Origin of the sequence: Planococcus lenghuensis (assembly GCF_001999905.1) — a bacterium.
GTDB classification, from domain to species: domain Bacteria; phylum Bacillota; class Bacilli; order Bacillales_A; family Planococcaceae; genus Indiicoccus; species Indiicoccus lenghuensis.
Genome location: NZ_CP019640.1, coordinates 1,916,529 through 1,941,953, shown reverse-complemented (window position 1 = coordinate 1,941,953; position 25,425 = coordinate 1,916,529). Strand labels below are relative to the sequence as shown.

The 25,425-nt window shown below is 46.1% G+C and carries 28 protein-coding genes and 3 pseudogenes; 18 read left to right on the top strand and 13 right to left on the bottom strand.

All coding sequences use genetic code 11. The features are described from left to right. Nucleotides 1-16: 16 nt before the first annotated feature. The 5 genes and pseudogenes from B0X71_RS09990 to B0X71_RS09970 all read right to left on the bottom strand — a co-directional run bounded on the left by B0X71_RS09990 (nt 17) and on the right by B0X71_RS09970 (nt 4,174). The gene (locus B0X71_RS09990; protein ID WP_156889848.1) at nt 17-355 is read right to left on the bottom strand and encodes an alpha/beta fold hydrolase; all 339 of its coding nucleotides are present in this window, start codon (nt 353-355) and stop codon (nt 17-19) included. Beyond that, nucleotides 342-860 carry an alpha/beta hydrolase family protein gene (locus tag B0X71_RS09985; RefSeq protein WP_156889847.1) on the bottom strand — a complete coding sequence of 173 codons (519 nt, stop codon included), beginning with the start codon at nt 858-860 and terminating at the stop codon, nt 342-344. Before B0X71_RS09985 ends, B0X71_RS09990 begins: the two co-directional genes overlap by 14 nt. A 152-nt stretch (nt 861-1,012) precedes the next feature. Continuing rightward, nucleotides 1,013-2,995 (bottom strand): ABC transporter permease, encoded by a 1,983-nt coding sequence (locus B0X71_RS09980; RefSeq protein WP_077589267.1) that lies wholly within the window; start codon nt 2,993-2,995, stop codon nt 1,013-1,015. Continuing rightward, a pseudogene (locus tag B0X71_RS09975) lies at nt 2,988-3,714 on the bottom strand (ABC transporter ATP-binding protein). Before B0X71_RS09975 ends, B0X71_RS09980 begins: the two are co-directional and overlap by 8 nt. Nucleotides 3,715-3,817: 103 nt before the next feature. Beyond that, complete coding sequence (locus B0X71_RS09970) at nt 3,818-4,174, bottom strand: ATP-binding protein (protein ID WP_077589266.1); 357 nt, start codon at nt 4,172-4,174, stop codon at nt 3,818-3,820. Between the two features lie 480 nt (nt 4,175-4,654). On the opposite strand from B0X71_RS09970, the gene tnpC reads away from it, so the two are divergent. Then, on the top strand, nt 4,655-6,112 hold the full coding sequence (gene tnpC / locus B0X71_RS09965) for an IS66 family transposase (protein WP_077589265.1): 1,458 nt from the start codon (nt 4,655-4,657) through the stop codon (nt 6,110-6,112). Nucleotides 6,113-6,446: 334 nt separating this feature from the next. Here the strand turns inward: tnpC and B0X71_RS09955 are convergent, their stop codons facing one another. Continuing rightward, nucleotides 6,447-7,385, bottom strand: a complete 939-nt coding sequence (locus B0X71_RS09955; protein ID WP_077589263.1) for a magnesium transporter CorA family protein — start codon at nt 7,383-7,385, stop codon at nt 6,447-6,449. 642 nt (nt 7,386-8,027) lie between these two features. On the opposite strand from B0X71_RS09955, the gene B0X71_RS20945 reads away from it, so the two are divergent. The 6 genes from B0X71_RS20945 (at nt 8,028) to B0X71_RS09930 (ending at nt 12,959) form a co-directional block, all read left to right on the top strand. After that, a complete protein-coding gene (locus tag B0X71_RS20945; RefSeq protein ID WP_156889846.1) occupies nt 8,028-8,177 on the top strand; it encodes a hypothetical protein in 150 nt (49 codons plus the stop codon). A 30-nt stretch (nt 8,178-8,207) separates the two neighbouring features. Beyond that, entirely contained in the window at nt 8,208-8,768 is a 561-nt protein-coding gene (locus tag B0X71_RS09950) for a hypothetical protein (protein WP_077589262.1), read from the top strand. A gap of 201 nt (nt 8,769-8,969) precedes the next feature. Further along, on the top strand, nt 8,970-9,218 hold the full coding sequence (locus B0X71_RS09945; RefSeq protein WP_077589261.1) for a hypothetical protein: 249 nt from the start codon (nt 8,970-8,972) through the stop codon (nt 9,216-9,218). 367 nt (nt 9,219-9,585) lie between these two features. Next, a complete protein-coding gene (locus B0X71_RS09940) occupies nt 9,586-10,041 on the top strand; it encodes a TVP38/TMEM64 family protein (protein ID WP_077589260.1) in 456 nt (151 codons plus the stop codon). Nucleotides 10,042-10,256: 215 nt separating this feature from the next. Beyond that, on the top strand, nt 10,257-11,585 hold the full coding sequence (locus B0X71_RS09935) for a DUF2254 domain-containing protein (protein WP_198038566.1): 1,329 nt from the start codon (nt 10,257-10,259) through the stop codon (nt 11,583-11,585). A 441-nt stretch (nt 11,586-12,026) separates the two neighbouring features. Next, nucleotides 12,027-12,959 carry a magnesium transporter CorA family protein gene (locus B0X71_RS09930; RefSeq protein ID WP_077589258.1) on the top strand — a complete coding sequence of 311 codons (933 nt, stop codon included), beginning with the start codon at nt 12,027-12,029 and terminating at the stop codon, nt 12,957-12,959. A 31-nt stretch (nt 12,960-12,990) separates the two neighbouring features. Here the strand turns inward: B0X71_RS09930 and cls are convergent, their stop codons facing one another. From cls to B0X71_RS09910, 4 genes are all read right to left on the bottom strand, one after another. Continuing rightward, nucleotides 12,991-14,454 carry a cardiolipin synthase gene (gene cls / locus B0X71_RS09925; RefSeq protein ID WP_077589257.1) on the bottom strand — a complete coding sequence of 488 codons (1,464 nt, stop codon included), beginning with the start codon at nt 14,452-14,454 and terminating at the stop codon, nt 12,991-12,993. Nucleotides 14,455-14,544: 90 nt separating this feature from the next. Next, nucleotides 14,545-14,766, bottom strand: coding sequence for a DUF1797 family protein (locus B0X71_RS09920; RefSeq protein ID WP_077589256.1), 222 nt, complete (start codon nt 14,764-14,766; stop codon nt 14,545-14,547). Between the two features lie 120 nt (nt 14,767-14,886). Further along, nucleotides 14,887-15,393, bottom strand: coding sequence for a hypothetical protein (locus tag B0X71_RS09915; protein ID WP_077589255.1), 507 nt, complete (start codon nt 15,391-15,393; stop codon nt 14,887-14,889). A 12-nt stretch (nt 15,394-15,405) separates the two neighbouring features. Continuing rightward, nucleotides 15,406-15,681, bottom strand: a complete 276-nt coding sequence (locus B0X71_RS09910) for a nucleoside/nucleotide kinase family protein (protein WP_077589254.1) — start codon at nt 15,679-15,681, stop codon at nt 15,406-15,408. Between the two features lie 72 nt (nt 15,682-15,753). Here B0X71_RS09910 and B0X71_RS09905 point away from each other — a divergent pair, with 72 nt between their 5' ends. After that, nucleotides 15,754-16,044 (top strand): hypothetical protein, encoded by a 291-nt coding sequence (locus B0X71_RS09905; protein WP_077589253.1) that lies wholly within the window; start codon nt 15,754-15,756, stop codon nt 16,042-16,044. 112 nt (nt 16,045-16,156) lie between these two features. Here the strand turns inward: B0X71_RS09905 and B0X71_RS09900 are convergent. Beyond that, nucleotides 16,157-16,423 (bottom strand): annotated as a pseudogene (locus B0X71_RS09900) (transposase); the annotation flags it as partial. A 159-nt stretch (nt 16,424-16,582) separates the two neighbouring features. Between B0X71_RS09900 and B0X71_RS21405 the strand changes: the two are divergent. The 8 genes and pseudogenes from B0X71_RS21405 to B0X71_RS09870 all read left to right on the top strand — a co-directional run. Continuing rightward, nucleotides 16,583-16,894, top strand: a pseudogene (locus B0X71_RS21405) (transposase); the annotation flags it as partial. A 35-nt stretch (nt 16,895-16,929) separates the two neighbouring features. Then, nucleotides 16,930-17,826 (top strand): diacylglycerol/lipid kinase family protein, encoded by an 897-nt coding sequence (locus B0X71_RS09890; RefSeq protein WP_077589250.1) that lies wholly within the window; start codon nt 16,930-16,932, stop codon nt 17,824-17,826. 626 nt (nt 17,827-18,452) lie between these two features. Beyond that, nucleotides 18,453-18,845: a hypothetical protein gene (locus B0X71_RS09885; protein WP_077589249.1), complete on the top strand. Its 393-nt coding sequence runs from the start codon at nt 18,453-18,455 to the stop codon at nt 18,843-18,845. Between the two features lie 35 nt (nt 18,846-18,880). Next, the gene (locus tag B0X71_RS20935) at nt 18,881-19,072 is read left to right on the top strand and encodes a hypothetical protein (RefSeq protein WP_156889845.1); all 192 of its coding nucleotides are present in this window, start codon (nt 18,881-18,883) and stop codon (nt 19,070-19,072) included. Nucleotides 19,073-19,264: 192 nt separating this feature from the next. Next, the gene (locus tag B0X71_RS09880) at nt 19,265-19,606 is read left to right on the top strand and encodes a GNAT family N-acetyltransferase (RefSeq protein ID WP_077589248.1); all 342 of its coding nucleotides are present in this window, start codon (nt 19,265-19,267) and stop codon (nt 19,604-19,606) included. A 106-nt stretch (nt 19,607-19,712) separates the two neighbouring features. Continuing rightward, nucleotides 19,713-19,868: a hypothetical protein gene (locus B0X71_RS20930; protein ID WP_156889844.1), complete on the top strand. Its 156-nt coding sequence runs from the start codon at nt 19,713-19,715 to the stop codon at nt 19,866-19,868. Nucleotides 19,869-20,218: 350 nt separating this feature from the next. Continuing rightward, entirely contained in the window at nt 20,219-20,917 is a 699-nt protein-coding gene (locus tag B0X71_RS09875) for a Na-translocating system protein MpsC family protein (protein ID WP_198038565.1), read from the top strand. A gap of 71 nt (nt 20,918-20,988) precedes the next feature. Continuing rightward, the gene (locus tag B0X71_RS09870) at nt 20,989-21,144 is read left to right on the top strand and encodes a DUF421 domain-containing protein (protein WP_156889843.1); all 156 of its coding nucleotides are present in this window, start codon (nt 20,989-20,991) and stop codon (nt 21,142-21,144) included. A 375-nt stretch (nt 21,145-21,519) separates the two neighbouring features. Here the strand turns inward: B0X71_RS09870 and B0X71_RS21770 are convergent, their stop codons facing one another. Next, entirely contained in the window at nt 21,520-21,687 is a 168-nt protein-coding gene (locus tag B0X71_RS21770; RefSeq protein WP_408634144.1) for a Na-translocating system protein MpsC family protein, read from the bottom strand. 646 nt (nt 21,688-22,333) lie between these two features. On the opposite strand from B0X71_RS21770, the gene B0X71_RS09860 reads away from it, so the two are divergent. After that, on the top strand, nt 22,334-23,647 hold the full coding sequence (locus B0X71_RS09860) for a cytochrome P450 (protein WP_077589244.1): 1,314 nt from the start codon (nt 22,334-22,336) through the stop codon (nt 23,645-23,647). 355 nt (nt 23,648-24,002) lie between these two features. After that, entirely contained in the window at nt 24,003-24,422 is a 420-nt protein-coding gene (locus B0X71_RS09855) for a VOC family protein (RefSeq protein WP_077589243.1), read from the top strand. Between the two features lie 355 nt (nt 24,423-24,777). Here the strand turns inward: B0X71_RS09855 and B0X71_RS09850 are convergent, their stop codons facing one another. Then, nucleotides 24,778-25,278, bottom strand: a complete 501-nt coding sequence (locus B0X71_RS09850) for a site-specific integrase (RefSeq protein ID WP_232336684.1) — start codon at nt 25,276-25,278, stop codon at nt 24,778-24,780. Between the last annotated feature and the right edge of the window lie 147 nt (nt 25,279-25,425).

Sequence of the window (25,425 nt, the reverse complement as noted above, 5' to 3'; positions counted from 1 at the left end):
TTCATTTATTTAAAGATTATTCGTTCAAAAATTCCACGATCCCATCGACCAGACCATCAGCCAGCGGCAAGTCAGGGTTCGAATAGGTAGCGATGTTTGCGTCGCTGCCTGCAGGTGCTTCTTTCAGCACGTGATTCATGTTCTCTATGATCAGCAGCTCCGCTTCCGGTTTCACTTCATGCAGCGCTTCCGCATTGGAAGCAGGAACTTGTATATCACGCGTCCCGTTGAGGATCAACACCGGTATATCTAGCTCCGCCAGTTCCTGCCTCGGGTCGTATTGAAGCCAGGAAATCATATACGGCTGGACAGAAGGGCGGAAGAGGGTCTGTAGTTCGGGACTAACTGTCTCCACTTGGTCGCCTTGTTTCAGTTGAAAACAGCTCGCTGTTTTTTGCATAGCGGACCCATGCGGCAACATCCTGAATATAATCGTTGAACCGCAGTTCTTGTTCCGAACTGACTAATGCCATATTATCGCCGACTCCCCGCTTATCATAGCGGATGGTGGCGATTCCTTCCGCAGCTAGCTCCTTAGCCAGCAGTTTCAAGCTGTTGTTCTTGCCAGGCAGTGCAGGGGAATTTCCGTTCTTGTCAGTCGGTCCCGAGCCGGCGATCAAAATCATGACCGGAAATGGTCCTTCTCCTCCCGGTATTTCGAGCAACGCTTGCATCGTACCGTTTTCCACTTCCGTCTGGATCGATTCCCCTTCTTCCTGTGGTTCCTCTACTTCTTCTGTTTCACCTTTCGCCAATTCAAACGGCACCGACTGGCCTTGCTGGGTAAACGTTCCGGTGATCGTTTCCTGTACAATCTTCCCTTCAAAGGTAAGATCCTGATTTTGAATTTGAATGTCCATATCAAAGAAAAGCTCAGACCCGTCCCGTTCCATGCTTGTCAGCGGATAGTCGTTCAGGCCTTGGATGGGGATACTCTATCGTATCGTTATCCGTGCTTACTAATACAAAAAACCGCACCGGAAATGAATCCGGCGCAGAGCTTTTAACCTTATTAACGAACGATGCTTACATACACGCGGGATGTAAATCGGTAAATGATGTAATATACCAGCGCGAACGCCATGACAACACCGCTGAATGACAAAAGCCACGTTGTGTTGCTTGTAATGCCGAACAGCATGAGCATTTTTTGCACGATCGGGTACGCGAACAGCACATGGATGACGGCGACTGCGATCGGCAGCAAGAACATCCATAGAAGTTGGGAACGAGTCGAATCCCGGATCATGTCGCGGTCGAGTCCGACTTTCTTCATGATCTGGTATTTCCCGCGGTCGTCGTAGCCTTCTGACACTTGTTTGAAATACGTGATGGGCACGGTGCCGATCGTAAACAGCAGGCCAAGGAACACGCCGAGGAACAGGAAACCGCCGTTCATGCTGTACCATTCTTTCGTCACGGCGATCCGTGATCTGTAACTGGACGTCGGCGCATCGGCCACAAACGATTGCACGGCCGCAGCATATGCTTTTTTCTCTTCCTCTGTCCCTGTCGTATTCCAGCTGATCTGTGCATCGATGCCCGCTTTGACTTCATTTGTAAAATCGGCATAGTAGGCATCAGCAATCGCCTCGATATGCGTTAAGTCCGGAACCACAAGCATCGCTGTTTCAGTAATATCCTGCCCGTCTTCCGAAACGGACGCCGGGTCTGCTGGTGACAGCTGATACGACATGCCGCCGATTGTCAGCTCTTCCCGCACATCAGCCTCATCCGAATGATAAAACAGCGCTTCATCGGCAGCGAGCTCAGCCGATGCGCCGATCAGCCGGTTGTAATCCTCGACCGGAATGACCTGAAGGAACAGCGGCAAGTCATCGGCGCTGACATCTGCCCGGGCCTCAAATTGCCCGTCGGTGATTTTCCCCGCAAACGTTTGAAACCGGTATGCCTCGGATTCGGTCACTTCTAGGCTCATTTCATTAGCCGTCTCCCGGAAGCGGTCCTGCAGACCGGCAAAGGATTCAGTCAGCTCTTCCTGCGTCAGGTCACCGCCGTAGATGGTCCAATTATTCTCATAGGGCAACTGATTTTCAAGGATTTCTTCCGTGCCGGCAAAAATCGTGATGGTGGTGGAGACGGTGATGATCACCATCGCCGAAAGAATACAGATATTTGCCAGTCCGGCCGCGTTCTGCTTCATCCAGTACAGCATGCCGGAGACCGAGATGAACGGCCCCGGACGGTAATAAAACCGTTTGTTCTTCTTCAACGTTTTCAAAATGAAAATGGAGCCAGCAATGAACAGAAAGTAAGTGCCGGCAATGACTGCCAATACAGCGACAAAAAAGTACGTCAGCGCATTGAGCGGATTATCAATGCCGATTGATATGCCATAACCGGCTCCAAGAAAGATGAGTGCCAATCCGAACAGCATGATTGATCCTTTCGGTTCCCGCTCACCTTCAGTTGACCCTTTCAGCAGTTTGACCGGTTTCGCGAAGGTGAACTGGCTAATGTTGTATAGAAGCGCCAGCAGGAAAATGAAAACAAACAAGCCGGCTGTCAGCAGCACGGTCAGCCAGGACGTCGAATAATCGAACGAGACCGGCAGATTCATCATGTAATTCAGCAGCAAAAAGAACAGCCGGCCGAATACGAGTCCCGTTAGCACACCCGCCGCGAGACTTGCCAGTCCGGTATATAAGGACTCAAAAAACAGGATTTTTGCGACATGCCGTTTTTCGAGTCCAAGTATGCCGTACAAGCCGATTTCTTTCTTCCGCCGCTTAATCAGAAAACTATTGGTATACAAGATGAAGATGACGGCAAAAGTCGCAATGACAATCGCGCCGAACTCGAACATCATCGTCAGCGAGGCGTTCCGCTCCTGGACGAATTCATTCGTCAAGAGAGAGGCCATGAGATGAAACATCGCGACAATCGCAATCGATGCCAGAATGTACGGGACGTATAATTGTTTATTCGACTGGATATTACGGACGGCAAGACTGGAGAAAAACCGGCTATTCACGCCGGCCACCTCCGCCGGATAACACAGTCAGCGACTGCGAAATGCGGTCCATGAAAGCCTCCGCCGGCGTATCGCCGCGGTAGATCTCATGATAAACCGCCCCGTCCCGGATGAACAGCACCCGGTTTATGAAACTTGCCGCCCGTACGCTATGGGTCACCATGAGAATCGTCTGGCCTTGTTCATTGATCGCTTTCAGCGTTTCCATCAGATTTTGGGATGACTTTGAATCAAGTGCACCGGTCGGCTCGTCCGCCAAAATCAGTTTCGGCCGGGTGATGAGCGCCCGGGCCACCGCGACCCGCTGTTTCTGCCCACCCGAGATTTTCGGCAATCGGCAGGAGCCGCTGCTCCATCTCCGCAACCGGCCTCTTCGACAAAACAAGTGGCAGCAGGATATTATCCCGCACCGAGAAATTATCGAGCAAGTTAAAGTCCTGGAACATGAATCCGAGCGTGTTGCGCCGGAATGCCGACATTTCCTTGTCCTTGATGGCGGACAGCGGCGAACCTCCCAGGTACACATCACCGGACGTCGCATCGTCAAGCGTTGAAATAATGTTGAGCAATGTGGTTTTACCGGATCCCGATTCGTCCATGATGGCGACGAATTCGCCGCTTTCCACTGAAAAATCCACGTTCGCGAGCGCTGTCGTTTTCTGACTGGAAAACCGCGCAGTGTACACTTTCTCCAATTGTTTGATTTCCAATAAAGCCATACTAGCACCCCTTCCTTATGACCATCTTACGACAGCGGGGAAGACCTTGCCTGTACGTGTCCTTACAATGCGGCTTCCAATCTTACGAAATCGTAAGACACGGTTAACTGAACGGAATCAGCTTGTCGCGGGCGAATGTGATCCGTACTTTCGTCCCTTGGTTTGGCTTCGATTCAATGGTGAGGTCATAGTCAAGGCGATGGCAGATCGTTTTGCTGAGGAACAGGCCGAGCCCCGATGATTTGTCGTTCAGCCGGCCATTCAGCTCGGAATAGCCCTTATTGAACACTTTCGGCAAATCTTCCAGTCGGATGCCGACAACGGTATCTTCAATGACGAGCGTCTGATGACGGATGGGGTCCATGTAAATCGAAATGGCCCCGGCTTTGGTGTACTTCAGACACTGGCAAAACAACTGAAGATCATCAAAGCGCGCCCGCTGTAAGATAAAAAGCAACAACTCCTATTACTCCCTGAATATAGATTAGCGCTAACAATTTTGTGAATGAAGAAATTTTTGATGCTCCTTAACCAAATCCACCCTTCTACTGGCAAAATTTAAATAATGTTCGTGACTAAGCCTTGTTTGATTAAGCAGCAAAAAATGCCGTTCTGATAGGTTGGTATAAATTTGCTACTCGTATTCGGAAGACAGGGATTATTTTCAGAACAATTTGATTGCACGCATTTTAAGTCTTAATTTACTGGTTTAATTTTGCTTTAATTTACCGTGCGTAAATGTATAAGGAAGCAAGAGAACGTTCGTAAAGTATTTTGGCACATTTACGAACGTTCTATATAGTCATTTTTAGCTCTTTTCAAACTTCTCGTAAAAGTGTACTTTTACGAACGGGTAACTACTTAGGTATGCCTCGAGTTTAACTTTCTGTGCAGCGGGTATCGATACCCAATTTCACTTATTGAAAGCGGGGTGCCAATCATGAAGCTCAGCCCGGAAGAGATCAAAGCAATCAGCCACAGTACGCCCGAGGAAATCGAGAAAGTTCTGACTGGTCTTTGTACATACATAGAAAAACTGGAGACGAAAATCGAACAACTGGAAACCCGGGTACAGGATCTCGAGCGGCAGCTTGGCACTGACAGCCGCAACAGCAGTAAACCACCATCTTCCGATGGTTTCCGGAAACCGAAAAGCCTTCGGAAGCCAGGTGGAAAACATGGAGCACCGAACGGACATAAGGGACATACGCTGAAGATGAGTGCAACACCGGATGAAGTGATCGTCCACGAGCCGGAAATCTGTTCACACTGCAGCCGTCTGCTTGGAGAAGTGCCTGTCCATAGCTGTAAAAAGAGACAGGTGCTAGATCTGCCAATCCCCCGCTTGATCTATACCGAGCACCAGGCGGCTGCCAAGCGCTGCCCGAACTGCCGGCATGAGGAATACGGATTGTTCCCGCAGGAAGTGAAAGCGCCTGTCCAGTACGGGGATAGCGTGCAAGCCTGGACCGCCTACCTGAATATGTACCAGCACCTCCCGCTGGAACGGATCTGCCAGCTGTTCCGCGACCTCACCGGCCACCGCCCGAGCGAAGGCACGCTCCTTGCCAGCCTTGAAAAGCTCTCGGATCGGCTGGAGCCACATGAGCAGACAATCCGAGCCCGCCTGCTGGCCAGTCCCGTCGTCCACGCAGACGAGACTGGAATGCCGGCTGATGGCCGCAGAAACTGGCTCCATCTCATTTCGAATGCATACTGGACGCTTTACTACATCCATCCCAAAAGAGGGAAAGAAGCATTCGATGATTTCAGTTTCCTCACCGCTTATAAGGGAACGGTGGTCCATGATTTCTGGGCCTCCTATTTCAATCCAGCCTACAAGGTGGCGCATGCCCTGTGCGGTTCCCATCTGATTCGGGAATGTGAGGGAATCGCTGAATACGATGGTCACCGGTGGGCAGCTGAGATGCAGGCGCTCCTGCGGGAAGCACTGGCAGTGAAGAAACAAGCCGCAGAGGCCGGAAGGCCGGTTCCGGAAAAATCAGCCAGCGCGATTGAATCCAGGTACGATGAGATCCTGGAAAACAGAGCCGGTGAATGGCGAGTGCCGCCGCCTCCGAAAAAAACCGGTGAGCGCGGAAAGCACAAGAAGACCAAGTCAGCGAATCTTGCCGAGCGGTTCGTCCTGTACAAGGCCGATATCCTGCGGTTTCTTCGGGATGGGCAAGTGCCTTTCGACAACAACCAGGCGGAACGGGATGTGCGGATGATGAAGGTCAAATCAAAGATCTCCGGCCCTTTCCGCACGGAAAAAGGGGCTGTTCAATTCGCCCGGATACGCGGGTTCATTTCCACTGTCCGAAAACAAGAGAAGAACCTGCTTGAATCACTCATTTTGGTGAATCAGGGACGTTTCTCTTTTGGAGCACCTAAGTAGTTACACGAACGGTTTTATTTCCAAAAATAGCTAATGCGCATCAGACCGTCAGATTGATTTTCCGGGAGCTTTAAGGTCGGTATGATTATCGATGTTATTTACAGCCTTTTGGTCACCTCCACTGCCTTTATCTGGCAGGGCAACTTGACATTCCCCTTGGTGACGGAAAGTTCCCTGCTTATTACGCTCATCATCGGGAAGAGAAAACAGGAAATTGACAGCTTCTCCTTCTTCATTCTAATGTTGTGTTCCACCGAAAAAAGCGAAAAAAATAAATGAAGGATTCCCCGAATGACCGTTTATCATTCAGGGAATCCTTCGCTTTTTAGGTTTTTTAGAATTCTTTCCTGTTTCCGCTTTTCAAGATATCACCCATCCATTTTTTCCTTTGAAGGTAGTAGAAGAGACCGCCTGTCGTGAAAAGGATAAGCGCAATGGCGAAGAGGTAGCCGTATTGCCAGCTGAGCTCGGGCATCACTTCGAAGTTCATACCCCATAATGCACCCCAAGCGGTAAGAGGGGTGAACAGCAGCGTGATGACCGTCAAGGTTTTGAAGATGTTATTTCCCCGGTAATTGGAAAGGACATTTTCAAGAGCCGTCATTTGCTGGATTTCGTCATCATACAGCTGGATGATGTTGTTGCATCTGCTGATTCTTCTTGATGTTCTTTTATAATTCCATCCGTCTGCGATCTCATCGCCAAACGCTTCTTTCATCGCATCCTGTATTTCGATAACGGGTATGATCAGGTTTTCCCAGACGAGAATTTCATGTCGGTTTGCGATGATTTGTTCGAGCACGTCTTCGTTGTTGTTCTCTTTCAGCCGCCAAAGCAGCTTGTGCATCCGGTCCTCAAAAGCATCGATATCCTGGAGAAACGAAGCAACAATTTCCCCCAGCAGGATCATGAATCCTTCAATGGCATTTTCCGCCTGCTGAAGTTTCTCGAACAGTTTCTGTTCGGTCGAATGATATAGACGGGAGAACGCTAATTTGTTGGTGACTAACGTATTTTGCAATAAACAATAATGGAGGATCGTCTGACCCTCCTGTTTATCAAGGTTCTGATGATAAATGATGGATCCCCATAAGGCTTCCTTGCCTTCTTCGGTCGTTTCCATCTCCAAGTTATTGTTCTGGTCCTCTTTAAGCGATTGAAGCCACGTTCTGCAAGGATCAGCTAATGGGGGAAGCGATTGTACATCTTCATCAGATGCAGGATCAATGCCATACCACTGCCACTTGTCATTGGAGAATGAATATTTTTCCATAGCTCCACCTCCCAGTACAGTCACTATTTCTATCTTACACCTTTTAAAGAAGAATAGCAGGGGAAACGGGAAGGGATACAAGAGAGATTATAATTAAATTATGAAACGATTTCATTAAAAATCATAAATGATTTATAGCGTGGGTATTGGAATAGAGCATTTAATATCTCTCTTTTTGGCAACTTCACTCGTAACCTCATCATAAAAAAGAAATGAATAATTTATTGGTTACTAGGGGATATAGGAAAAATTCAATTTTAAAACAATGATTATAAAAAGTATAATACTTGATTACCTCTATAAAGCTAAGAAAGATTAGTTATTTCAGCTCAAAGTGATTTTTGATGATATGAAAATTTTGTTTGATTGTATTCTCTCCGTCCACTTCAATCGACTTAAAGCCATGCAGTTGTGTATCTTCGTACACTTTCTTAGCAAACCCGGTCTCTTGTTTCATCCATCGATCAAACGCTTCTTCCGGATGTTCTGTCTGTTCCAGAATTCCGTGAATCCATTGCCGTCTTGCATAGTGTTTAGTTTGGTCCTGTTGGCCCTTGGCGTGCCACGGTCTACTTATTACCGGTGGTTAACCGAAGGTGTAGCGGAAACAGTGACAGCCAAGGAAGAAGCAGTTAATCAACTATGCCGCCAAACCGGCTACCGCAATGGCCACCGGAAAACCCGGCATCTCCTGAAGAAGCGATAGGGCATAAAACTGAAGCGGAACGCCATGCAACAGATTTTGCAGAAGTACAACCTGCAGTGCCGGATGAAACCAAAGCGAAACTGTAGCAGGAGCATCATAGAAAGGAGAATAAGTACATGGAATGGATTTATTTAGTGGCCGGCATTGGTCTATTGCTGTTCGTGACGATAGATGTTTTCTGGACAACGCTTTGGGTGGACGGAGGAGCCGGGCCCATCTCCAGCCGATTATCGAGATTCTTATGGAAGATGACGAGGGGAATCAGCAGGGGTCACCCTTTGCTGCTCAGTCTGGCAGGACCGGCCGTTTTGGCCACAACACTCTTAACGTGGATTGGGTTACTATGGCTCGGATGGCTGCTGGTTTTTTCCGGGGATATCCATTCGGTGGTTGATACACGCGATGACAAGCCGATCAACTGGAGTGAGCGGGTTTATTTTATGGGATATATCATATTCACGCTTGGCGTTGGCGATTATATTCCAAGAGAGGGTTTCTGGCAAGTGGCTACCGCAGCTGCATCAATCAGGAAACGGCTTTTTGTTTCTGACGCTTGGTGCCACATACACACTATCCATTCTCAATTCAGTCATACAGCAACGTTCGTTTGCTTCCAGTATTACCGCAATTGGCAAATCGGAAAGTCAATTTGTGAGAAACACGTGGAATGGCAATGATTTTTCCGATATTAATTTGCTGTTAAGTTCCACTTCTTCACGACTCAGCACCTTGGCCGCACAGCCCAAAGCCTATCCGGTTCTGTACTACTATCACTGTCCGCAGGACGAACAAGCTACATCAGTTGCAGTCACTGTCTTGATGAAGCACTGACAATTCTTCGATCCGGCGTTCCTGAGCCGTGTCAGCCGAATAGGGTATTGATTCAAGAAGCAAGATCAAGTATTGAAGGCTACTTGGATGCACTTTCACCCCGGCTCATTAAAACAGCTGGACAAGTTCCGTCCATCGCTAATTTAGACGATATTCGGATTTTCGGTTTGCCGACGATGACCGATAAAGAATTTAAAGCAGAAGTTGAACAACTTCAGGGAGGCAGAAGAAAACTTCTCAGTGCCCTCGAATCCGATGCGCGCCAATGGCCTTCTGGACAAACAGTCGGTACGTGAATATAACTAGGCCTGTTTTGTTATCCTTTCCCTCCTGTTTTGCTTTCTTCTGCTGTATATTAAAGACGGAACGGCTATTCTTTAAGTGAGGTCTTTCTGTTTCGTTCCCTTCATCTATACTCGCGATTAGAAGGAAGGTTTATAACTACTTCAGATGAAACATCGGTTGTTTCCTTGCTGATTATCAAGAATAACTGATTGGGGGCCATCGTGTTCTCCCGCACAGAGAGATTATCTTCTTTCTGCAATTCTTTGGAATGATTAACGAATCAACGGATTCCGTATATCTCGTATATCTATTGAAAGATTCGTTTTCAAATCCTCTATCTATAGAGAGGAGAAATCGCGTTTCTGCAGGAGGATTCTAATGGAACAGTTTTATGGAACGATGAAAGCGTTTATTGACAGTGCCGGCTGGTTCGCTCCCGTTCTTTTTATTCTGCTGCATTCATCCGACCGCTGCTGTTTTTGCCCGTCGTTGTGGTATTATGCATCACGGGGCGTGGTGTTCGGCTTTGTCAAAGGAGCGCTGCTGTTTTATATCGGGCTGTCAATCGTCGCCCTCGTTACGTATGGGATGGTTGACAAGTTTCCGAAATTCAAAGGGAAGATCGATCACCTCAGGGAGAAACTTATGCACGATAAAACGATTTCCCTCGGTCAGGTCCTGATATTGCGTATTATGCCGTTCATCAGTTTCAATCTGCTGAGCGTGTATTTAATGGAAGTGACGAGTTCATATAAGGAGTATGCGCTGTATTCACTTCTTGGGCTGGCCGTTTTATACACGGCGTTCGGCAATGCGATTTCCACTCTGTCGTGACTTACCATGCCGCTCTTACTCTTCGTTCTGGTTGCCGCTTGCTTCTTCATCGGCAACATATATAAATCGCGTGCAGCTGCTGATTAACCAAATATCGGTAGGTTTGATTAGTATCTTGAATTAGTTTTCTCTGCCTCTTCTTGACCGGAATCGAAAGGAGAACCTGGTGTATGTTGATAAAATTTCTGCCAAGAGAAATAAGGAAATATTTTCGGATGTCCCGGCGGCAGCGGAAGCATGAAATACACCAGTCACTTTGGTTTAAACCACTGGCGTATGTCATGGCAGCTGCCGTCCTTGCAATTGTCACGCTCTTGATCGACATGCAAGTTGATCTCTCCGTACGCGCCAGCTTCTTTGCCTTCAATCATGAAGCGACCCGGACACTGGTAAGTACATTGATCGCTTCGATTTTGCTGCTGGGCGCGTTTACGTTAAACATCCTGCTGGTATTTCTGACTACATTAAGCAGTCAGTTTTCACCGCGCATGCTGCAGGATTTTATTGCCACAAGAGAGACCCAGCATTTCGTCGGTCTATTCAATGGCAGTTTTATCTACGTGCTGCTCCTGTTTTTATTCATGAATAATTTTCAGCAGGATGAATTTGTCCTTGTTCCGCTACTGACAGTGTTTATGACATTTAGCACGGCCATCATCTTCCTTTTTTTCATTAATCACGCCATCTATTGGATGCAAGTGCATAATATTACATGGAATATGCGGCTTATCTCCGAAGAGATTATCCAAAAAAACCTGACAGAAGATATGGAAAAACTGAAAGTAGTGAAAGCAGGAGATCTTAAAGAAGAGCTCCGGAAACACGCAAAGATAGTGAAAGCACCTGCCGCTGGCTACATTCAGCTTGTTGATTTTCAAGGCATGGTCAGCGCGGCCCAGAAAGAGGATATAATCATTGCACTCCACGAACGAATAGGCGATTTCATGCTGGCCGGCAACCCATTATTTTCCTACTGGGGACTAGGGGCAGACAAAGTGGATGAAGAAGTGTATACGAAATGCTTTGCATTCGGCAATAAAGAAACGGAAATCCAGGACAATTATGCGGCGATGAGCAAGCTGGCAGAAGTGGCCATCAAATCAATTAGCAACGGGGATCCCCGTTCGGCTATCAATGCCATCTATCAGCTGGCTAACTTGATGCGGGCCATTGATGAGCACATTACATTTACACCATATCTTGCTGATTCAGACAAGCAGGTCCGGGTGATTACCCGAGAGCAGCATTTTGAAGGCGCACTATATAGAGGTTTCGGAATGATCCGGCATTATGCGAAAGGCGATCTTCCGATTATCATTGAAATTGTGTCTGCCCTTCGAATGTTGGCTCAGTCATCAAACCCGATTCGCCATACCCACATTTGGCGTTTCGCTGAGAATACAATCGAAAATGTATCACAGGAAATCATTTATGATATTGACCGCGATTTGTTATTGGAAAAACTAGATTTGCTTGCAAATGCGACAGGGAATGGAACAGAGTACGAGAAGCTAAAAAAAGCGATCGAGCAGAAAAAGGCGTGATAGGAAAACTTGTGAAGTTCCAGACCCGGAACTTCATTTTTTACAGTCGCTTGTTCTAATCTCCGTCTCATTCACAAGCAGTTTGTTACTGGAGAAGCTTTACCAGCTCGCAAAAGCGACCGATAATGTGTCAAAATACGATAAATTGCAAAAAGCAATCAAGCAGAAACAAGTTTAAGATGAGAAATCCAATTAATCCAGAGATTGATTTTATCGATTCATAGAGGTATTGAGAAGAACTATTAAATCATTTGATTCCTGGCGCAACTTTTTCCTATTTCACGAATTGAGTATCCAAATCCGGTGGCGTCATCCCTAGCCATTGCCTTTTGCCAAAGAAAAGGAGTAAGGTGGAGCAAGAGGAGATCAGACTCCTGTAGAAAGTTATGAAGGGAGTTATCTCCCATTTTAGGTTTACTAAAAAGAAAGGAGGAAACTATCATGAAGGAACATGCATTTTCTGACGGTCAGTGGAAATGGGCTGAAATCGATTTCCTGACGGAAGAAGACGAGTTGCGTAAACTGACTACCAAATATAAAGTTCCAAATAAGTGGATTAAGCAAGCGGGGTACGAAGAGCGTAATACCTTACAGATGAACCGGAACATCAGCCAAAAGGAAGCGATATGGGGTTCCTTAATCTATGAAGTGAAACCCAATGATGAGAATTCCCAGAAAATCTTCCATTTTTTCTTGTCACGAGACACACTGATTACTGGCAATGTAGATTTTATCAATGCTAAAAGCATGGACAAGGAACTAGTACTGCAGAATATGGAGACAGTGGACACTGCGATTGAAGGAATGATGACGATTATCGACGAAGTGATTGACAGTATTCTGACCCAAATTGATGCCATGGAAATGAGTATTCGAGATCTATTATGGAAGCTGCAAAAATCGAATGGACAGAGAGTGCTGGACCAACTGATGGACCTTCGCCATCAATTGCTCGTGTTGAAAAACCTGGTCATCCCTGTCCAAGAAATACATATGGCGATAAAAGAAACATTCGAAGAAAAGGATCAGAATCAGGTCTTTTACAAGAGAGCGGGCAAGCAGCTCGACCGCTGTCACTATTTAATCAGCGAGTATACCCAGGAAGTGACGACCATGGTCGATCTGGAAAGCATCACCGCCTCGGTCATGGGGAACGAAATCATGAAGACGCTGACGGTCATCACACTGCTATTCGCACCAATTTCCGCTTGGGGAGCCTGGTGGGGTATGAATTTCGTCCATATGCCAGAATTGAATTGGACATACGCTTATTTATTTGCAGGATTGTTCATATTTATCAATACACTGATCTTATACTTCTACTTGAAGGGAAAAGGGTGGCTGGGTGATCTGCTGAATAGAAAAAACAGCTAGCGCCCCCAAGGAAGAGATTGAGTAACAGATCTTAAAGAAGTGGAGCCATTAGTCGGGCAAACCGCTGTCTAGCTTTCTCAGACAAGGAGCGATTTTTATAATCTTCTATTGTTAGTTCTCCCGATAGTTCCACATCCCGGAAGAAAATATCTGCCATGGCGCTGGCAACTTCCCGGTCGTAAATAAAAACATTTCCTTCGAAGTTCAAGTGGAAACTCCGGAGATCCATATTAGCCGATCCTGTCGTAACTACTTTCCGGTCAATGATTAAGGTCTTGGCATGTAAAAATCCATTATGGTACGTATAAACTTTTGCTCCGGTATCCAATAAATCGCCGATGACTGACAATGTCGCGGTATGTACGAATGGATGATCCGATTTGTCGGGAATCATAATCTGTACATCGATTCCGCTGAGTGCAGCTACACGCAATGCATCCATGATGGTGATATCCGGTATGAAATAAGGTGTTTGAATATAGATGGATTCCTGGGCTCGTAAAATCAGTTTAAGGAAACCATTCTTGATTTGTGAAAGCTCACTGTCCGGGCCACTTGAAACCAGTTGGATGGCAGCCCCGGCATGGTTATCGGGCGTTGGAAAATAAGCGGAAGCGTATTTTATGGGATGTTGATGAGAAGCTTCATTCCAATCAAGCAGAAAGCGGTGTTGGAGTGAGTGGACAGCCCCTCCCGTAATTCGGAGATGTGTATCGCGCCAGTAACCGAATTTTGCTTTTTTACCGAGGTATTCATCGCCGATGTTGAAACCACCAGTGTAGCCAATCGTTCCATCGATGACAGCGATTTTCCGATGGTTTCGGTAATTCATATGCGAATTGACAATCGGAAGCTTAGAGGGCATGAACGGTTCCGCTTTGCCACCGGCTTCCAGGAAATCGGTCAAAAACTCCTTGTTCACTGAATTGGAGCCGACGGCATCGTACAACAATAGCGTTTTCACGCCTTGGCGTGCTTTTTCAGCCAACAAAGTCAATAACTGCTTTGCCAGCGTATCTTTTCTCACAATGTAGTACTCCAAGTGGATATGGTCTTTTGCTTGCCGAATATCCTCAAATAGTGCATCAAATTTATCTCTGCCATCTGTGTAAATGCTTAATCTGTTATTTTGCGTGAGCGGAGCCGTTTCACTTTTTAAATTCATCAAAATAAGGCCTTCCAGCTCTCGTGTGACAGAAGAATAATGGTGGAATGAACCAGTCGTCACCTCATGCAGTTGGTGTTCAGAGATGTTTTCCAATTCAGGGTGGTAGTAAGCAGACTGGTGTTTTAGTTTGTCCTTTTTAAAGGTCCGGCCAAAAAAGAAATACAGAAAAAAACCGACGACGGGCAGAAAAAAGAGAACCATGAGCCAAGCCCATAATGAAGAGGAATTTTTCCGTTCATAAAAAATAATAATGACAGCCAGTATGATATTCAGCAGAAAAAATAAATTGCCGATATTGCTCCATGTCTGCCATAATTCTATTGACATGCTGTTTCACCCCTTTCCAATTGTCTTTTGATAAGTGTCACGCGTTGAGCAAAAGCCTCCAATGCGATTGGAGGCTTTTCGAGTAAGAGGCTATTCGTTCAACAGTCCTTTAATGGCGTTGATTACATCATTTTGGCTATCAAAATACGCGATTGTTTGAGTCGGAAGATGGGTCACTTTAAACGTTTCCGTGTTAGGTAAAATAGAAACCTTAATTACTGATTCTCCATTCTGATCAAAAGTTTGGGTGATGTTTGTCGTATTATAAAGAGAAAGGGTCTCTAGCATTTTTCGTAAATGTTCCTCTGACATTTCACCCACTCCTTTCCAGAGTAGAATAAGACTAAGAGAAATAAAACTTCTCCATCTTGTATGTTGACCCTTATTGTAGCACAAGGCATTCGAAGCAGCTTAGTTAACTAAATGAACTTTTTAACGAGACACAGTAGGGGAGTTAAGCAACGAATTGAGAGCAGAACAAGATAGATCATAAGCAGACGATTTATATTTACAGTAAACAGTATCAGAGTTTACTGCCATATGCTTATGAATCACTATTAACGCTTGGCAGTCTATAACTGGCTTCCAACTGAGAATAATCGTTAACGGCAGAGAAGTTTTGGTCAATTGTATGGTTGCCATCCACTTTAATCGATTTGAAACCGTACAGCTCGGGTCCTTGTGAATCTTTTCAGCGAATCCCATCTCTTTTTGTATCCAGCTACGAAAAGCTTCTGATGGCTCCTCTGTTTGCTCCAGAATTTGATGGATCCATTCCCGCTTGGAATAATGACTGACTTGAAATTCCGGAGTCGGAAACAGCCAGATGGCCTGATTAGCTCCCAACAATAAAGGGGCGACTTGTTTTGGCATAACAACGGATCCTTCAACGAGAATGGGCGAAGAATCCGGAAGCGCCAGCAAATCCTCCACCACCAACGAAAATTCTTCTTAATAAAGGGCGATTGATTCCTGGACCTGCTGTTCCACCGGAACTGAACAAAAGCGGCGCGACCAATACTGGGTCCAAGATAATACCTTTAATCGGCTCATATTTGGATGTTGTTCCCAATTGTTTTTGAGCAAATGCTCATCATATAAATCATCGCTTTTATAGTAGGTAAAACCATATTCATTTACCAGCATGCGAGCGATAGAGGTTTTTCCGGCGCAAGGAGAACCCCCAATCCAATAGACATATGAAAGCTGCTGTGCTAAATTCACCATTCCAACTACCCCTCTACCATTCTGAAAACCAAAACCCAGTATATCCGACAAATGAAGACGCTGTACAGAATAATGAATCCGTCAAATGGAATTGCAGAAATAGAACCTGTTCAGCCGGCCCTAACGGAAACCGCGGTGCAGCAGCCGGCTCTTACGGAAGTGCAAGAACCGGAAGAGATAAAGACTGACATTTCGGAAGCGGCCGCCGAAGAGCCGCCGGCAGTTGAGCTCGAACCGGAACTGGCCGGCCTCACACCCGCTTTGATCGAGATTCCAGCAATCGGTAAACACGCTGAGGTAATTGTTATTTCTAAAGGGAAGAACTCTCTTGCACCTCTATTCCTGTTACTAAATGACTTATAAAGCTTGTTTGGGAGTCAAGTCTTTAATTATATGTAATTCTCTTGTGCCTTGTTTACTTGAAATCTTTTGGTGTTGGGTTTCGTCTTTCTGATGGGAAGGGGCACCCTTTCGATCAGAAAAACGTATTGCCGGCATCCGGAATCATGATTGAGCGTTTTGTCCAGTATTTCTGGTCTTCTTCCATAAGCACAGCGCCGATCAGGCGGAACGCCGACTGCTGGTTGGGAAAGATGCGAATGACATGTTCGCGCCGTCGAACCTCTTGGTTCATACGCTCAAGGTGATTTGTACTGGACAGGAACCGAAGAAAGGGAGACGGCTCGTTGAGAAATTGGGTCGCATCGTCAAACGACTCCTCCAGTTTCTTAATCGCTTTCTCAAATTAATGATGGTATTCTTCCTTTGCCATCATTTGAAGAAGGGGAACCCCTCCGACATTCTTGAGTTGACGCGCATGGTCGTCTTCCGCTCTTTCTTCTGAGGTTGAGCTGCACAGCCGGCTTTCTGGAGACAGTATGTTCAGCACCACGATGGGTGAGGCAAGGAATTCAGCTGTTACCCAAATCTTGAGGCGGACTTGAAACTGTCCGTTTACTTCGCCGATCTCTATTCGTCTTGGCAGCGGGGAAGCAACGAAAACGGCAATGGGCTCCTGCGCGAGTTCTTTCCGAAGAAGATGGATTTCACAGCCGTCACGGAGATGGAAAACGGCGAAAGAAGCGTTCATGGGCGAAGTGTTGCACTTAATTTGACAAACCATCGAATAAAAAAACGCATTCCAATTCACTCTTTCTGCTTGCTGGCTGTGCAGCGGACTATGAGATTACGTTCGGTGATTTTAGGGAAATAGGAATACATCCATTATTACCTGCGGAGGTTTTGCTGTTGAAAAGAGCTATGTTTATTATAAACCCCTCTTCCGGAAAAGAGGAAGCCCCTGTTTACAAGGAATTGGTAATTGAAGCGCTGTCCAGAATGGGGTTCGAAACGGAACTCAGGGAAACGGCAAAAGAAGGGGACGCCACCCGGTTCGCGGCCGATGCCTGCAAAAATGAATTTGACTTTGTTATGGCAATGGGCGGGGATGGCACCATTAATGAATCGGTGGCGGGGCTTGCTGAACAGCCATACAAACCGCTGTTTTCATTCATTCCGCTCGGGACGGTGAATGATTTTGCACGGGCACTCGGCATTTCGCTGGATCCGGAAGAAGCGATCGCTGCTCTGGAGACCGGTGTCGTTAAAAAAGTGGACATTGCAAAAGTAGGAGATCGATATTTCATGAATATACTGGCGCTTGGCGCATTGGCTGAAGCCACGTATCATGTAACTCCCGAGCAAAAAACGAAACTTGGCGCGTTCGCTTATCTGCTGGAAGGTCTGAAAGCGCTGACGCATGATGAAGAAACGTATTTCGAAATCGAGCACGACCAGGGCAGATGGGAAGGCGAAGCGAAACTCGTACTGGCTGCACTAACCAATTCAGTCGGCGGTTTCGAAAAACTTGCCCCTGACGCGCAAACAGATGACGGCCTGCTGCATCTCTATATCGTCAAAAACGCTGCACTCCCGGCATTTGTCCGGATGGCGGGCGAACTTATGATAGGAAGACTGGAACATGATCCCGCGGTGGACGTCATTCATGCCAAATCCGTATCGGTCAAAACAAAGGAACCGCTGGACTGCAACATCGACGGCGAAGCCGGATTCAAGACACCCTTTACGATTGAGGTACTGCCAAAACATATTGAGGTACTGGTGCCTCCGCAAGATGCTGATTAAAGCTCTCACGGCTTCTGTATTCAAACGAATGAATACAGGAGCTTTTTGCTTATGATAAGTGAGCAAAGAAAAAGAACATTGTATTATATAAATTGAACTAAAGGATATACACGCAAACTGCGCCGGCTGCTCATTGCTGCGCCTAGCCCATGGACGCACCGACGAAAAGTCAATAATGAAAAATCATTAACTTATGCAGAATGAATTTTTCTGACACTTTGTCGGCTCCTCTCAAGGCGGAAATTGAGTTGAATATAACAGATAGATGGCTAAAAGATGTTCGTATTGCTAAGTATATTTTCACATAGTTCATCAAATTTTCAAAAGATAAAATGTGTTGGAATATCCCTTAGATGACTGTCACTTAGTGGGATCAGGTTACAGTCGATTCTTCATAGCTGTCAGACCAGAGAAAAGGGAGCTTACTGTACTCAGGTCTTCAAAACCTGTAAAATGGTAATTAATTGTGGCATCAGTAAGCAGGAAATTTTCTTGTTAAATCGGTAACATCCTGCAGACAACAAGGCTCCCTTCAGAGCCGCAAAGAATCCAACGATTCTTTGCGGCTTTTTAAGGTTTTCAACAAAATAAAATAAGACCCCACAGAAAATAGAGGAGTGAACGGCGTGAAGTCATCCGAAACAACGGCCCGGCACATCGGAACCCTGCTGAATATGGAGTCGGAATCCACCGGGGAGAACTACCGGTTCAGCCGGAAGAGAACCATTGAGATCGGGGAAGGGAATTTGGTCCGTACGGCCCTGTTTAACCTGATTATTTCATTTAAGGATTACCAGGATAGCGGGGTGGCCCGGAACGAGGCGGAATTGTACCTGCGGATCGAAGAGTGCGAGGGGTTCCTGTCGGAATTGCTCCAGCATGAACACCCGCTGCCGACGGATTACCACCAGTGGCAGGAAGAGAAAGCGGACGTCGTCTGCCTGCACATCGAAGCCATCGAGCCGCCAGAAATCTTTGCGGACCGGCTCACGGAAGCATTCAAAAGAATTGCGGATTGATCATGAATCGAACCAACTGAAGAGAGGTGAAGACCATGCCAAAACCATCCCTGTCTCCAATAGATACCCATTACTACTTTTCACACGTAAAAGATACTCATGCGGAGAATGGCCAAATGTCCATCACCCTGTTTGCCCGTTTGACGATCGAAACGCCGGAGCGCAGTGATTGTGTCTGGGTCGGTCTGGAGGAAGTGGTCTGGAACCAGGCTGCTCGGGAGCTGTAAATTGCGCCGGATGGCATCTATACCTACCAGGTATCCGAAGAGGCGTTCCAAGAAATGGAACGGCTTTCCCGGTACCAGCAGAATGAGTTGTATTCCTTGACCCCTGTGTATCAAGCCGTCAAATTTAGACGACTGGTCTCTAGAAGTACCATGGTGTAAACCGTACGGACGAATGAAGAGAGGACGTGCTTTATGCTGGTGAAATACAAAAAATCATGCGAGAAAATCGCAATGGGGCTGCTCGGGCTGATGCCGAACGAGCAGAAGGTGAAAAAGCTCCAGGCGTTGATCCGGCTCTATGAGGAGAAGCCCGAACGGCAGCTGTACTTGTGGAAAGAGGAAGATGATTACGTCGGTCTCATCGGTGTGGAAGTGGAGGAAGCATATTTTGTCATTCGTCATATTGCGGTGAATCCCTCTCACCAGGGGGAAGGGCTTGGGCATGTGATGACAGAACAGGTTCAGCAGTGTATGCAGCCGCGCGAGATGCTGATGACGCCGGAAGCGGAGGAACGGATGTTGACGGCATGCTAGCAGCGACAAGTGATGGACAATCAGGCAATAATGGCATCTAACTGGACAAGCAAGACTTCCTGACGGTTTCAGATTAAGTCACGGCAATACAAAGGAGGAACCGATTATGGATGTAACGCATATTAAAGATCTCTTGGTGACTATTTCCCAATACCATACGGTTAATATCACGCAAACTTTTACGAAGAAGGGAATAGACTGGATGGAAGTCAAGTGCCTGCCGGACACCAAAGTGCTGGAACTGACGTATCTTCAGACGTAAGACGTTGAATACTATGCTTCGATAGAAGATGCGGCAAGCATTATCGCTAACCAGCTCAATTCAACTTCTTCTGTCTAAATTCCTGAGCTTGCAGGAGTTTTTCTTTTTGTGGAGGTAGCGTGACAGCTGTTCAGGTACATTCCGTTTTATCTGGTCGAAGATGTACTCGTCGCACCTGTGGCTAACGGGGAATTTAAAAGGGGACGAAACAACAGTGGAAGAGGTCTTCCCTAAACAGTAAATCAGCTGAAAGCATGGAATAATTACCACAATAGCAGAAAACACAGGCTTATTTTCCTGTATACTAGTCAAAACAGCACAAGTGTTCACTGCATAAAGGAGGCATGGATTTGTCAAAGGGGAACCCGATGGAACGTGAAATCAGCAGTTATATCTCCACCTTATTCCGCGCGCATTTCGGAAAAGGCCCGGCAGTTGTATATGTCGCCATTGAAAGCGCGTTCATCACCCTCCACTTCCGTGATTGGTTGACGGCGATAGAAAAAAGCCTGGTGAAGCAGAATGAGATGAAGCATGCACTGGTCACAAGAGATATAATTATGAGCAGTCTGGAATCGGAGATTATCCAAACGATTGAGAGGAGCACTGCCCGTCATGTGAAAGAGTTCTATACGGACTGGAATTTCGAAAGCGAGACAGGACTCATACTCGGCATCATCCATGAAGAAGTGGAAGAACAGCACGTAAAGCGGCCAAGCATGGGCGATGAACAGGCGTTGCGGGCACACATAAACAGAGCGGGGGGGAAATTACAGAAAATTCCTGACCGTACGGATATCCACTGGCTGAACGACCGCACGATCCTCGTCCGGCGTTCAGGAATTCTGCTGGAGATTGAAAAAGAGTTCATCAGGAATGGCTTCATTGAGGAATTAAAATTGTCAAGGCAGCTATTGGAACGCCGGGCATTTAAAGAAGCTGACTTGGAAACCCCCTTGAACCGTAGCATCAACGAGACTTTTCTGTATTGGAATTTTGATAAAGACCTAAGCTATGCCGTCTTCCGCTTGGGACAGGAAAAGTGCTAAGCAGACTGCCACTTCCTTTTCAACAAAACTTTTTTAAGCGAATTGAACTAAAAAATTATGAAACGATTTCATTGAAAATCATAAATGTACCGGGATGTCATGAAAATCGGGTGGATAAAGGAAATGGAGATCTGCAGGCTATCTTGAATCAGGGAATTAGATCCTTGGATGAAGTGGAGATTATGGTCCTTGGAACGGACGGCAGCACATCGGTTATCAAGAACTAAGCGGAGGATGCTCTGTCGAATGTGAAAAAGCCGTCAAGCTGACGGCTTTTTCATGCTAGGATATTACGTTAAGGGGTAGCTGAATTTTTCTGTACGTCGAGAAGTCAAATAAACACGGGGACTGTACAGTGGTTTTCAAATTGTCAGTTAATTTAGAGGCATGGTCAAACATCTCTTGTCTAACTTTGTAACATGCTTCAAACGATGGAATTGCTTCTAAAGCCGCAAGGAATCCGATGATTCTTTGCGGCTTTTTCAAGAATCTCAACAGGTGAGATAAAAATCTCATAGCCTCGATATGCTGAATGATCTTTGGTTTCAGGTCATCGGTGATTAGGTCTCTTGTGGCCAGCACGCGCTTTATTTCATCCTGGTTCACAAGGTTTTTTCCATGGCTGCCAAAAAACCACGGAGGTGGATGGTGATGAATGGGCGTTCCATTGTAAAGTATATAGCGTTTGGGCCTTTTCTGAAATAGGTTCGGAGTAAGTTAGAGAATATAGCCGCTAAGTTCTTTTTGAATAACTTCTTTCGGTATCGCAGGACATCTCCTTTCGTAGTGAAACCGTTTCTCTGCTTTCGAGTAGTATACAGGGAAAAGAACTTATGTTCTTTACGAATCTATGAAGATATGTGTACTTTTTTATGAACGCAGCATCTAATTTATTCATCCATCCTCGCTTGGTAGCGGGCGTGGGTTTTTTGTTTTTTGTCGCTTGAATTGAAATCGCGATGGCATCGGCTTTTAGAGAGAAAGAGCACAAGCAAAAACTGCTGTCACTGACGTGATAGAGCTGGCAAAACCAGCTGTTTTTCTAGATATCTGAGAAAAACGCGAAATGTCCGCTTTGCATATGCATATTTTTGTCATGTGTCCGTTTCACGCCCCATCGGAACGTAAAAAAAGAAGTATCCGCTTCTTTTTTCGGTAAATCTTCAGCCGTTCGGAAAGAAAAAGATTTTCTTTTGCTTCAGCGCATCCTGTAGGTAGTCTGAGATGATTTCGCACTCTCTGGTTTTCAATATGCATTCACGCTTTCACAATGATAATGATAGATAGGCGAGTTTTTAGTTTGTCGGCAATCACTTTAGGGAAGGTAGGTATTGATATGCTGAGCAAGAAATCAACAATTCAATTTGTCTAGACAGCTACAGACAACCAATCCCGGAAGCGAAGGAGATATGATACATGCGTGTAAAAACACCGATTCCGCAAGCCAAAGGACTGGATAATACATTGGCACTGATCAAGGAAGGTTTTCATTTCATCCCCAGCCGTCGGCGTAAACTGGAATCCGATATTTTCGAAACCCGACTGCTCGGTCAGAAGGCAGTCTGCATGGCCGGAGAAGAAGCGGCTGCCTTGTTCTACGATAATGAATATTTCAAGCGGGAAGGTGCTGCACCGAAACCGCTGAAAAAAAGCCTGCTGGGTGAGGGGAGTATCCATGGAAGAGATGGAGAAGACCATCGTCAGTTGAAACGGATGTTTCTGTCGATGATGACACCGGAACGCCTGGAAGACATGAAGCGCATTGCCGTTGAAGAGTTCGATAAGAAAGTGACTGAGTGGGAAGGGAAAGAAGCGGTCATTCTGCTCCGTGAGATGGAAGAGATCATGGGCCGGGCAGGTATGCGCTGGGCCGGACTGCCTGTAAAAGAAAGTGAAGCGAAAGAGCGGGCGGAAGAGCTCTCGCAAATGGTCGATTCCTTCGGTGGATCGTTCGAGCGATACCAGGACGGAAAACACGCAAGGCAGAGCCACGAGAAATGGCTGGAGAAAATCATAAAGGATATCCGTGCAGGCAAGTATAATCCGCCAGCCTACACGGCGGCTTACATTGTTGCAAACCATCGGGAACCCAATGGTAAACTATTGGATTTGCATACAGCTGCTGTTGAATTGAACAATTCATACCGGCCGCTTGTCGCCACAGCTTACTTTATCGTATTTGGCGCACTCGCGATGTATGAACACCTGGAAACCATTGCAAAGCTGCGGGAAGACAAGGACAATTACAGTCATATGTTCTCCCAGGAAATCCGTCGCTATTATCCATTCGCCCCTGCAATGGCAGCAAAAGCGAAGAAGAACTTCACTTGGAACGGGTATAAATTTAAAAAAGACCAAATGGTTGTGCTTGATCTGTTCGGTACTAACCGCCATTCAGATAATTGGATCGATGCGGACCAATTCATCCCGGAACGCTTTGCGAACTGGAGCGGTAGCCCTTTTGCATTCGTACCGCAGGGCGGCGGCGATCATTACATCGGACACCGCTGTGCCGGTGAATGGATGACCGTCATGGTCATGCAGGCGTTCTTCCGGTATATGACGCATAATCTCACTTACCATGTGCCGGAGCAAAATTTGGCATATGATATGCGACGGATGCCGACTATGCCACAGAGCGGCTTTGTCATCAGCGATATTCGGAAACTCCGCGCATTCCCGGATAATATTCTGCTGCATCAGGAACCCCATACAGTGGTAAAAGCCTGATTTAAGAGCCATCCCTTTTTCAGGGATGGCTCTTAAAATTGTCAGGAAATTCCGTTGATCTATGAATGAGCCGATAAAATGTGCTGGAACAATAAAAAACAGGATTCTCTAGTTTGAACTGAGCCCCGGTTTTCGGGCAGCTTAAGAAAAAGGACCCTGCAGCTTGAACTGAGCCCCAGTTTTCGGATAGACTAAGAAAAAAGGATCCTGTAGCTTGAACTGAACCCCGAATGACGGACACACTAAAAAAGTGACCCCATTTGGGGTTTTTCTGTTTTTAGGCCTTGGACTTCAGAAAACTTTCACTTTCTGCCGTTTTGACAGAAGCAGGCGAACCCCTAAAGGAGGAATTAGTTTGGAGGTTGTTTTAGATCACATTGGAGTAGCCGTTAGAAGCATTGATGAAGCTCTGCCCTTTTATTTGAATGTATTAAACGGTTCATTAACAGATCGTTACACTAGCAACACAGCTGGCGCTGAAGTACATGTGGCTGTAGTGGAAACTAATGGTCAAACCACTGAATTATTGGAACCGACGAATAATGATTCACCTATAGCTCGATTTATAAGGCAAAAAGGAAAAGGAGTCCATCATGTTGCGTATCAAGTAGACGATTTGGATCAAGCAATACTTGAGGCTCGTCAAAACGGAGTACGCTTTTTGGAGGACACACTACGTGTGAACTCCCGGGGGAGAAAGCTCATTTATATTAATCCTGTATCAACTGATGGAACATTGATTGAGCTTTGTGAGTATCAAAGGTACAAGAGTTGATTACTTAAGTGTTAATAAAGAACAAGAAATATAGTAAGTGATGTAAATTATAGATAAAACCATTGGAAGGAGTCACACAAATAAATAAAACTCCTTTTCTTTTACTATCCGTGATCTTCATCTACATTATTTCGTCGAAGACGGTTGGCTTCCATACGGGTTAGCACTTGTTCGTTGTCTTTGTTAGATAGATTTGTGTATAGGGAGGTGGTTTCAATATTACTGTGACCCAGCTGGTCACACAAGAACACGAGATTACCACCATTCCGAATAAAATCAGCTGCAAGCTATGGCGCTTTCGAGCAATTCTTCGTACTCAAATTCCACGAAATGCAGGAACTCATGGATCTCCTGGTCATTCAGGATGACCGAACCGATTTTCTGCGCGTCTGCTCGCCGTTTCTTTTTTTGTATGCATAACGATTTTGCTCATGACGTTCCGGTAAAAGTAGGACTCGCCGTCCTCATTCTCGGTTTCTTTCGTCAGATAATTGAATAGGGACTTCAACGCGTGGACGGAGAGATTAACGACATCCTTCCCGCGTTTTTTGGTCGTCTCCTGTTCGTAATGAATGGATTCTTCCTGGAGGTACTCGATATAGAGCTCGATGTCCTGTTTCCGCAGTTTCTCAAGGGTGGAATAGGAGATGGAAGCAGCATTCGCCGCATCGGTCAGTCCTTCGCGAAGCAGCCACTTGAAAAAATGCTGGTAGTGGTAAAGGTATTGCAATAGCGTATTAGCAGAAAGGCCTGCACGCTTTTTGGAACGGACATACTCGACCACATAGAAGGGCATGGTGGTTAACTGGAGCTCAATTCGCTGTAGGATCTGCAGCTCTTCGGGTGTCATGGCCATGAATCGAACACTTCCTTTCGGTTATTACTATATCGATATAATTGTTCGCAAAATACAATTTTAACGAGCATTTGTTCCTATCTGAATAAATTTAATGCTGTTGATACAAAATCAGGTAAGCATCAGTGATATAAGGACGTCATTCCA

Bases quoted from the DNA above. Each gene is read 5' to 3' on its own strand.
- B0X71_RS09910 (WP_077589254.1), bottom strand. From the start codon at position 15,681: ATGGTGAATTTAGCACAGCAGCTTTCATATGTCTATTGGATTGGGGGT.
- B0X71_RS20935 (WP_156889845.1), top strand. From the start codon at position 18,881: ATGCCAAAACCATCCCTGTCTCCAATAGATACCCATTACTACTTTTCA.
- tnpC (WP_077589265.1), top strand. From the start codon at position 4,655: ATGAAGCTCAGCCCGGAAGAGATCAAAGCAATCAGCCACAGTACGCCC.
- B0X71_RS20945 (WP_156889846.1), top strand. From the start codon at position 8,028: ATGCCGCCAAACCGGCTACCGCAATGGCCACCGGAAAACCCGGCATCT.
- cls (WP_077589257.1), bottom strand. From the start codon at position 14,454: ATGTCAATAGAATTATGGCAGACATGGAGCAATATCGGCAATTTATTT.
- B0X71_RS09955 (WP_077589263.1), bottom strand. From the start codon at position 7,385: ATGGAAAAATATTCATTCTCCAATGACAAGTGGCAGTGGTATGGCATT.
- B0X71_RS09935 (WP_198038566.1), top strand. From the start codon at position 10,257: ATGTCCCGGCGGCAGCGGAAGCATGAAATACACCAGTCACTTTGGTTT.
- B0X71_RS09940 (WP_077589260.1), top strand. From the start codon at position 9,586: ATGGAACAGTTTTATGGAACGATGAAAGCGTTTATTGACAGTGCCGGC.
- B0X71_RS09920 (WP_077589256.1), bottom strand. From the start codon at position 14,766: ATGTCAGAGGAACATTTACGAAAAATGCTAGAGACCCTTTCTCTTTAT.
- B0X71_RS09850 (WP_232336684.1), bottom strand. From the start codon at position 25,278: ATGGCCATGACACCCGAAGAGCTGCAGATCCTACAGCGAATTGAGCTC.
- B0X71_RS09860 (WP_077589244.1), top strand. From the start codon at position 22,334: ATGCGTGTAAAAACACCGATTCCGCAAGCCAAAGGACTGGATAATACA.
- B0X71_RS09985 (WP_156889847.1), bottom strand. From the start codon at position 860: ATGGACATTCAAATTCAAAATCAGGATCTTACCTTTGAAGGGAAGATT.
- B0X71_RS20930 (WP_156889844.1), top strand. From the start codon at position 19,713: ATGGATGTAACGCATATTAAAGATCTCTTGGTGACTATTTCCCAATAC.
- B0X71_RS09880 (WP_077589248.1), top strand. From the start codon at position 19,265: ATGCTGGTGAAATACAAAAAATCATGCGAGAAAATCGCAATGGGGCTG.
- B0X71_RS09905 (WP_077589253.1), top strand. From the start codon at position 15,754: ATGAATCCGTCAAATGGAATTGCAGAAATAGAACCTGTTCAGCCGGCC.
- B0X71_RS09950 (WP_077589262.1), top strand. From the start codon at position 8,208: ATGGAATGGATTTATTTAGTGGCCGGCATTGGTCTATTGCTGTTCGTG.
- B0X71_RS09930 (WP_077589258.1), top strand. From the start codon at position 12,027: ATGAAGGAACATGCATTTTCTGACGGTCAGTGGAAATGGGCTGAAATC.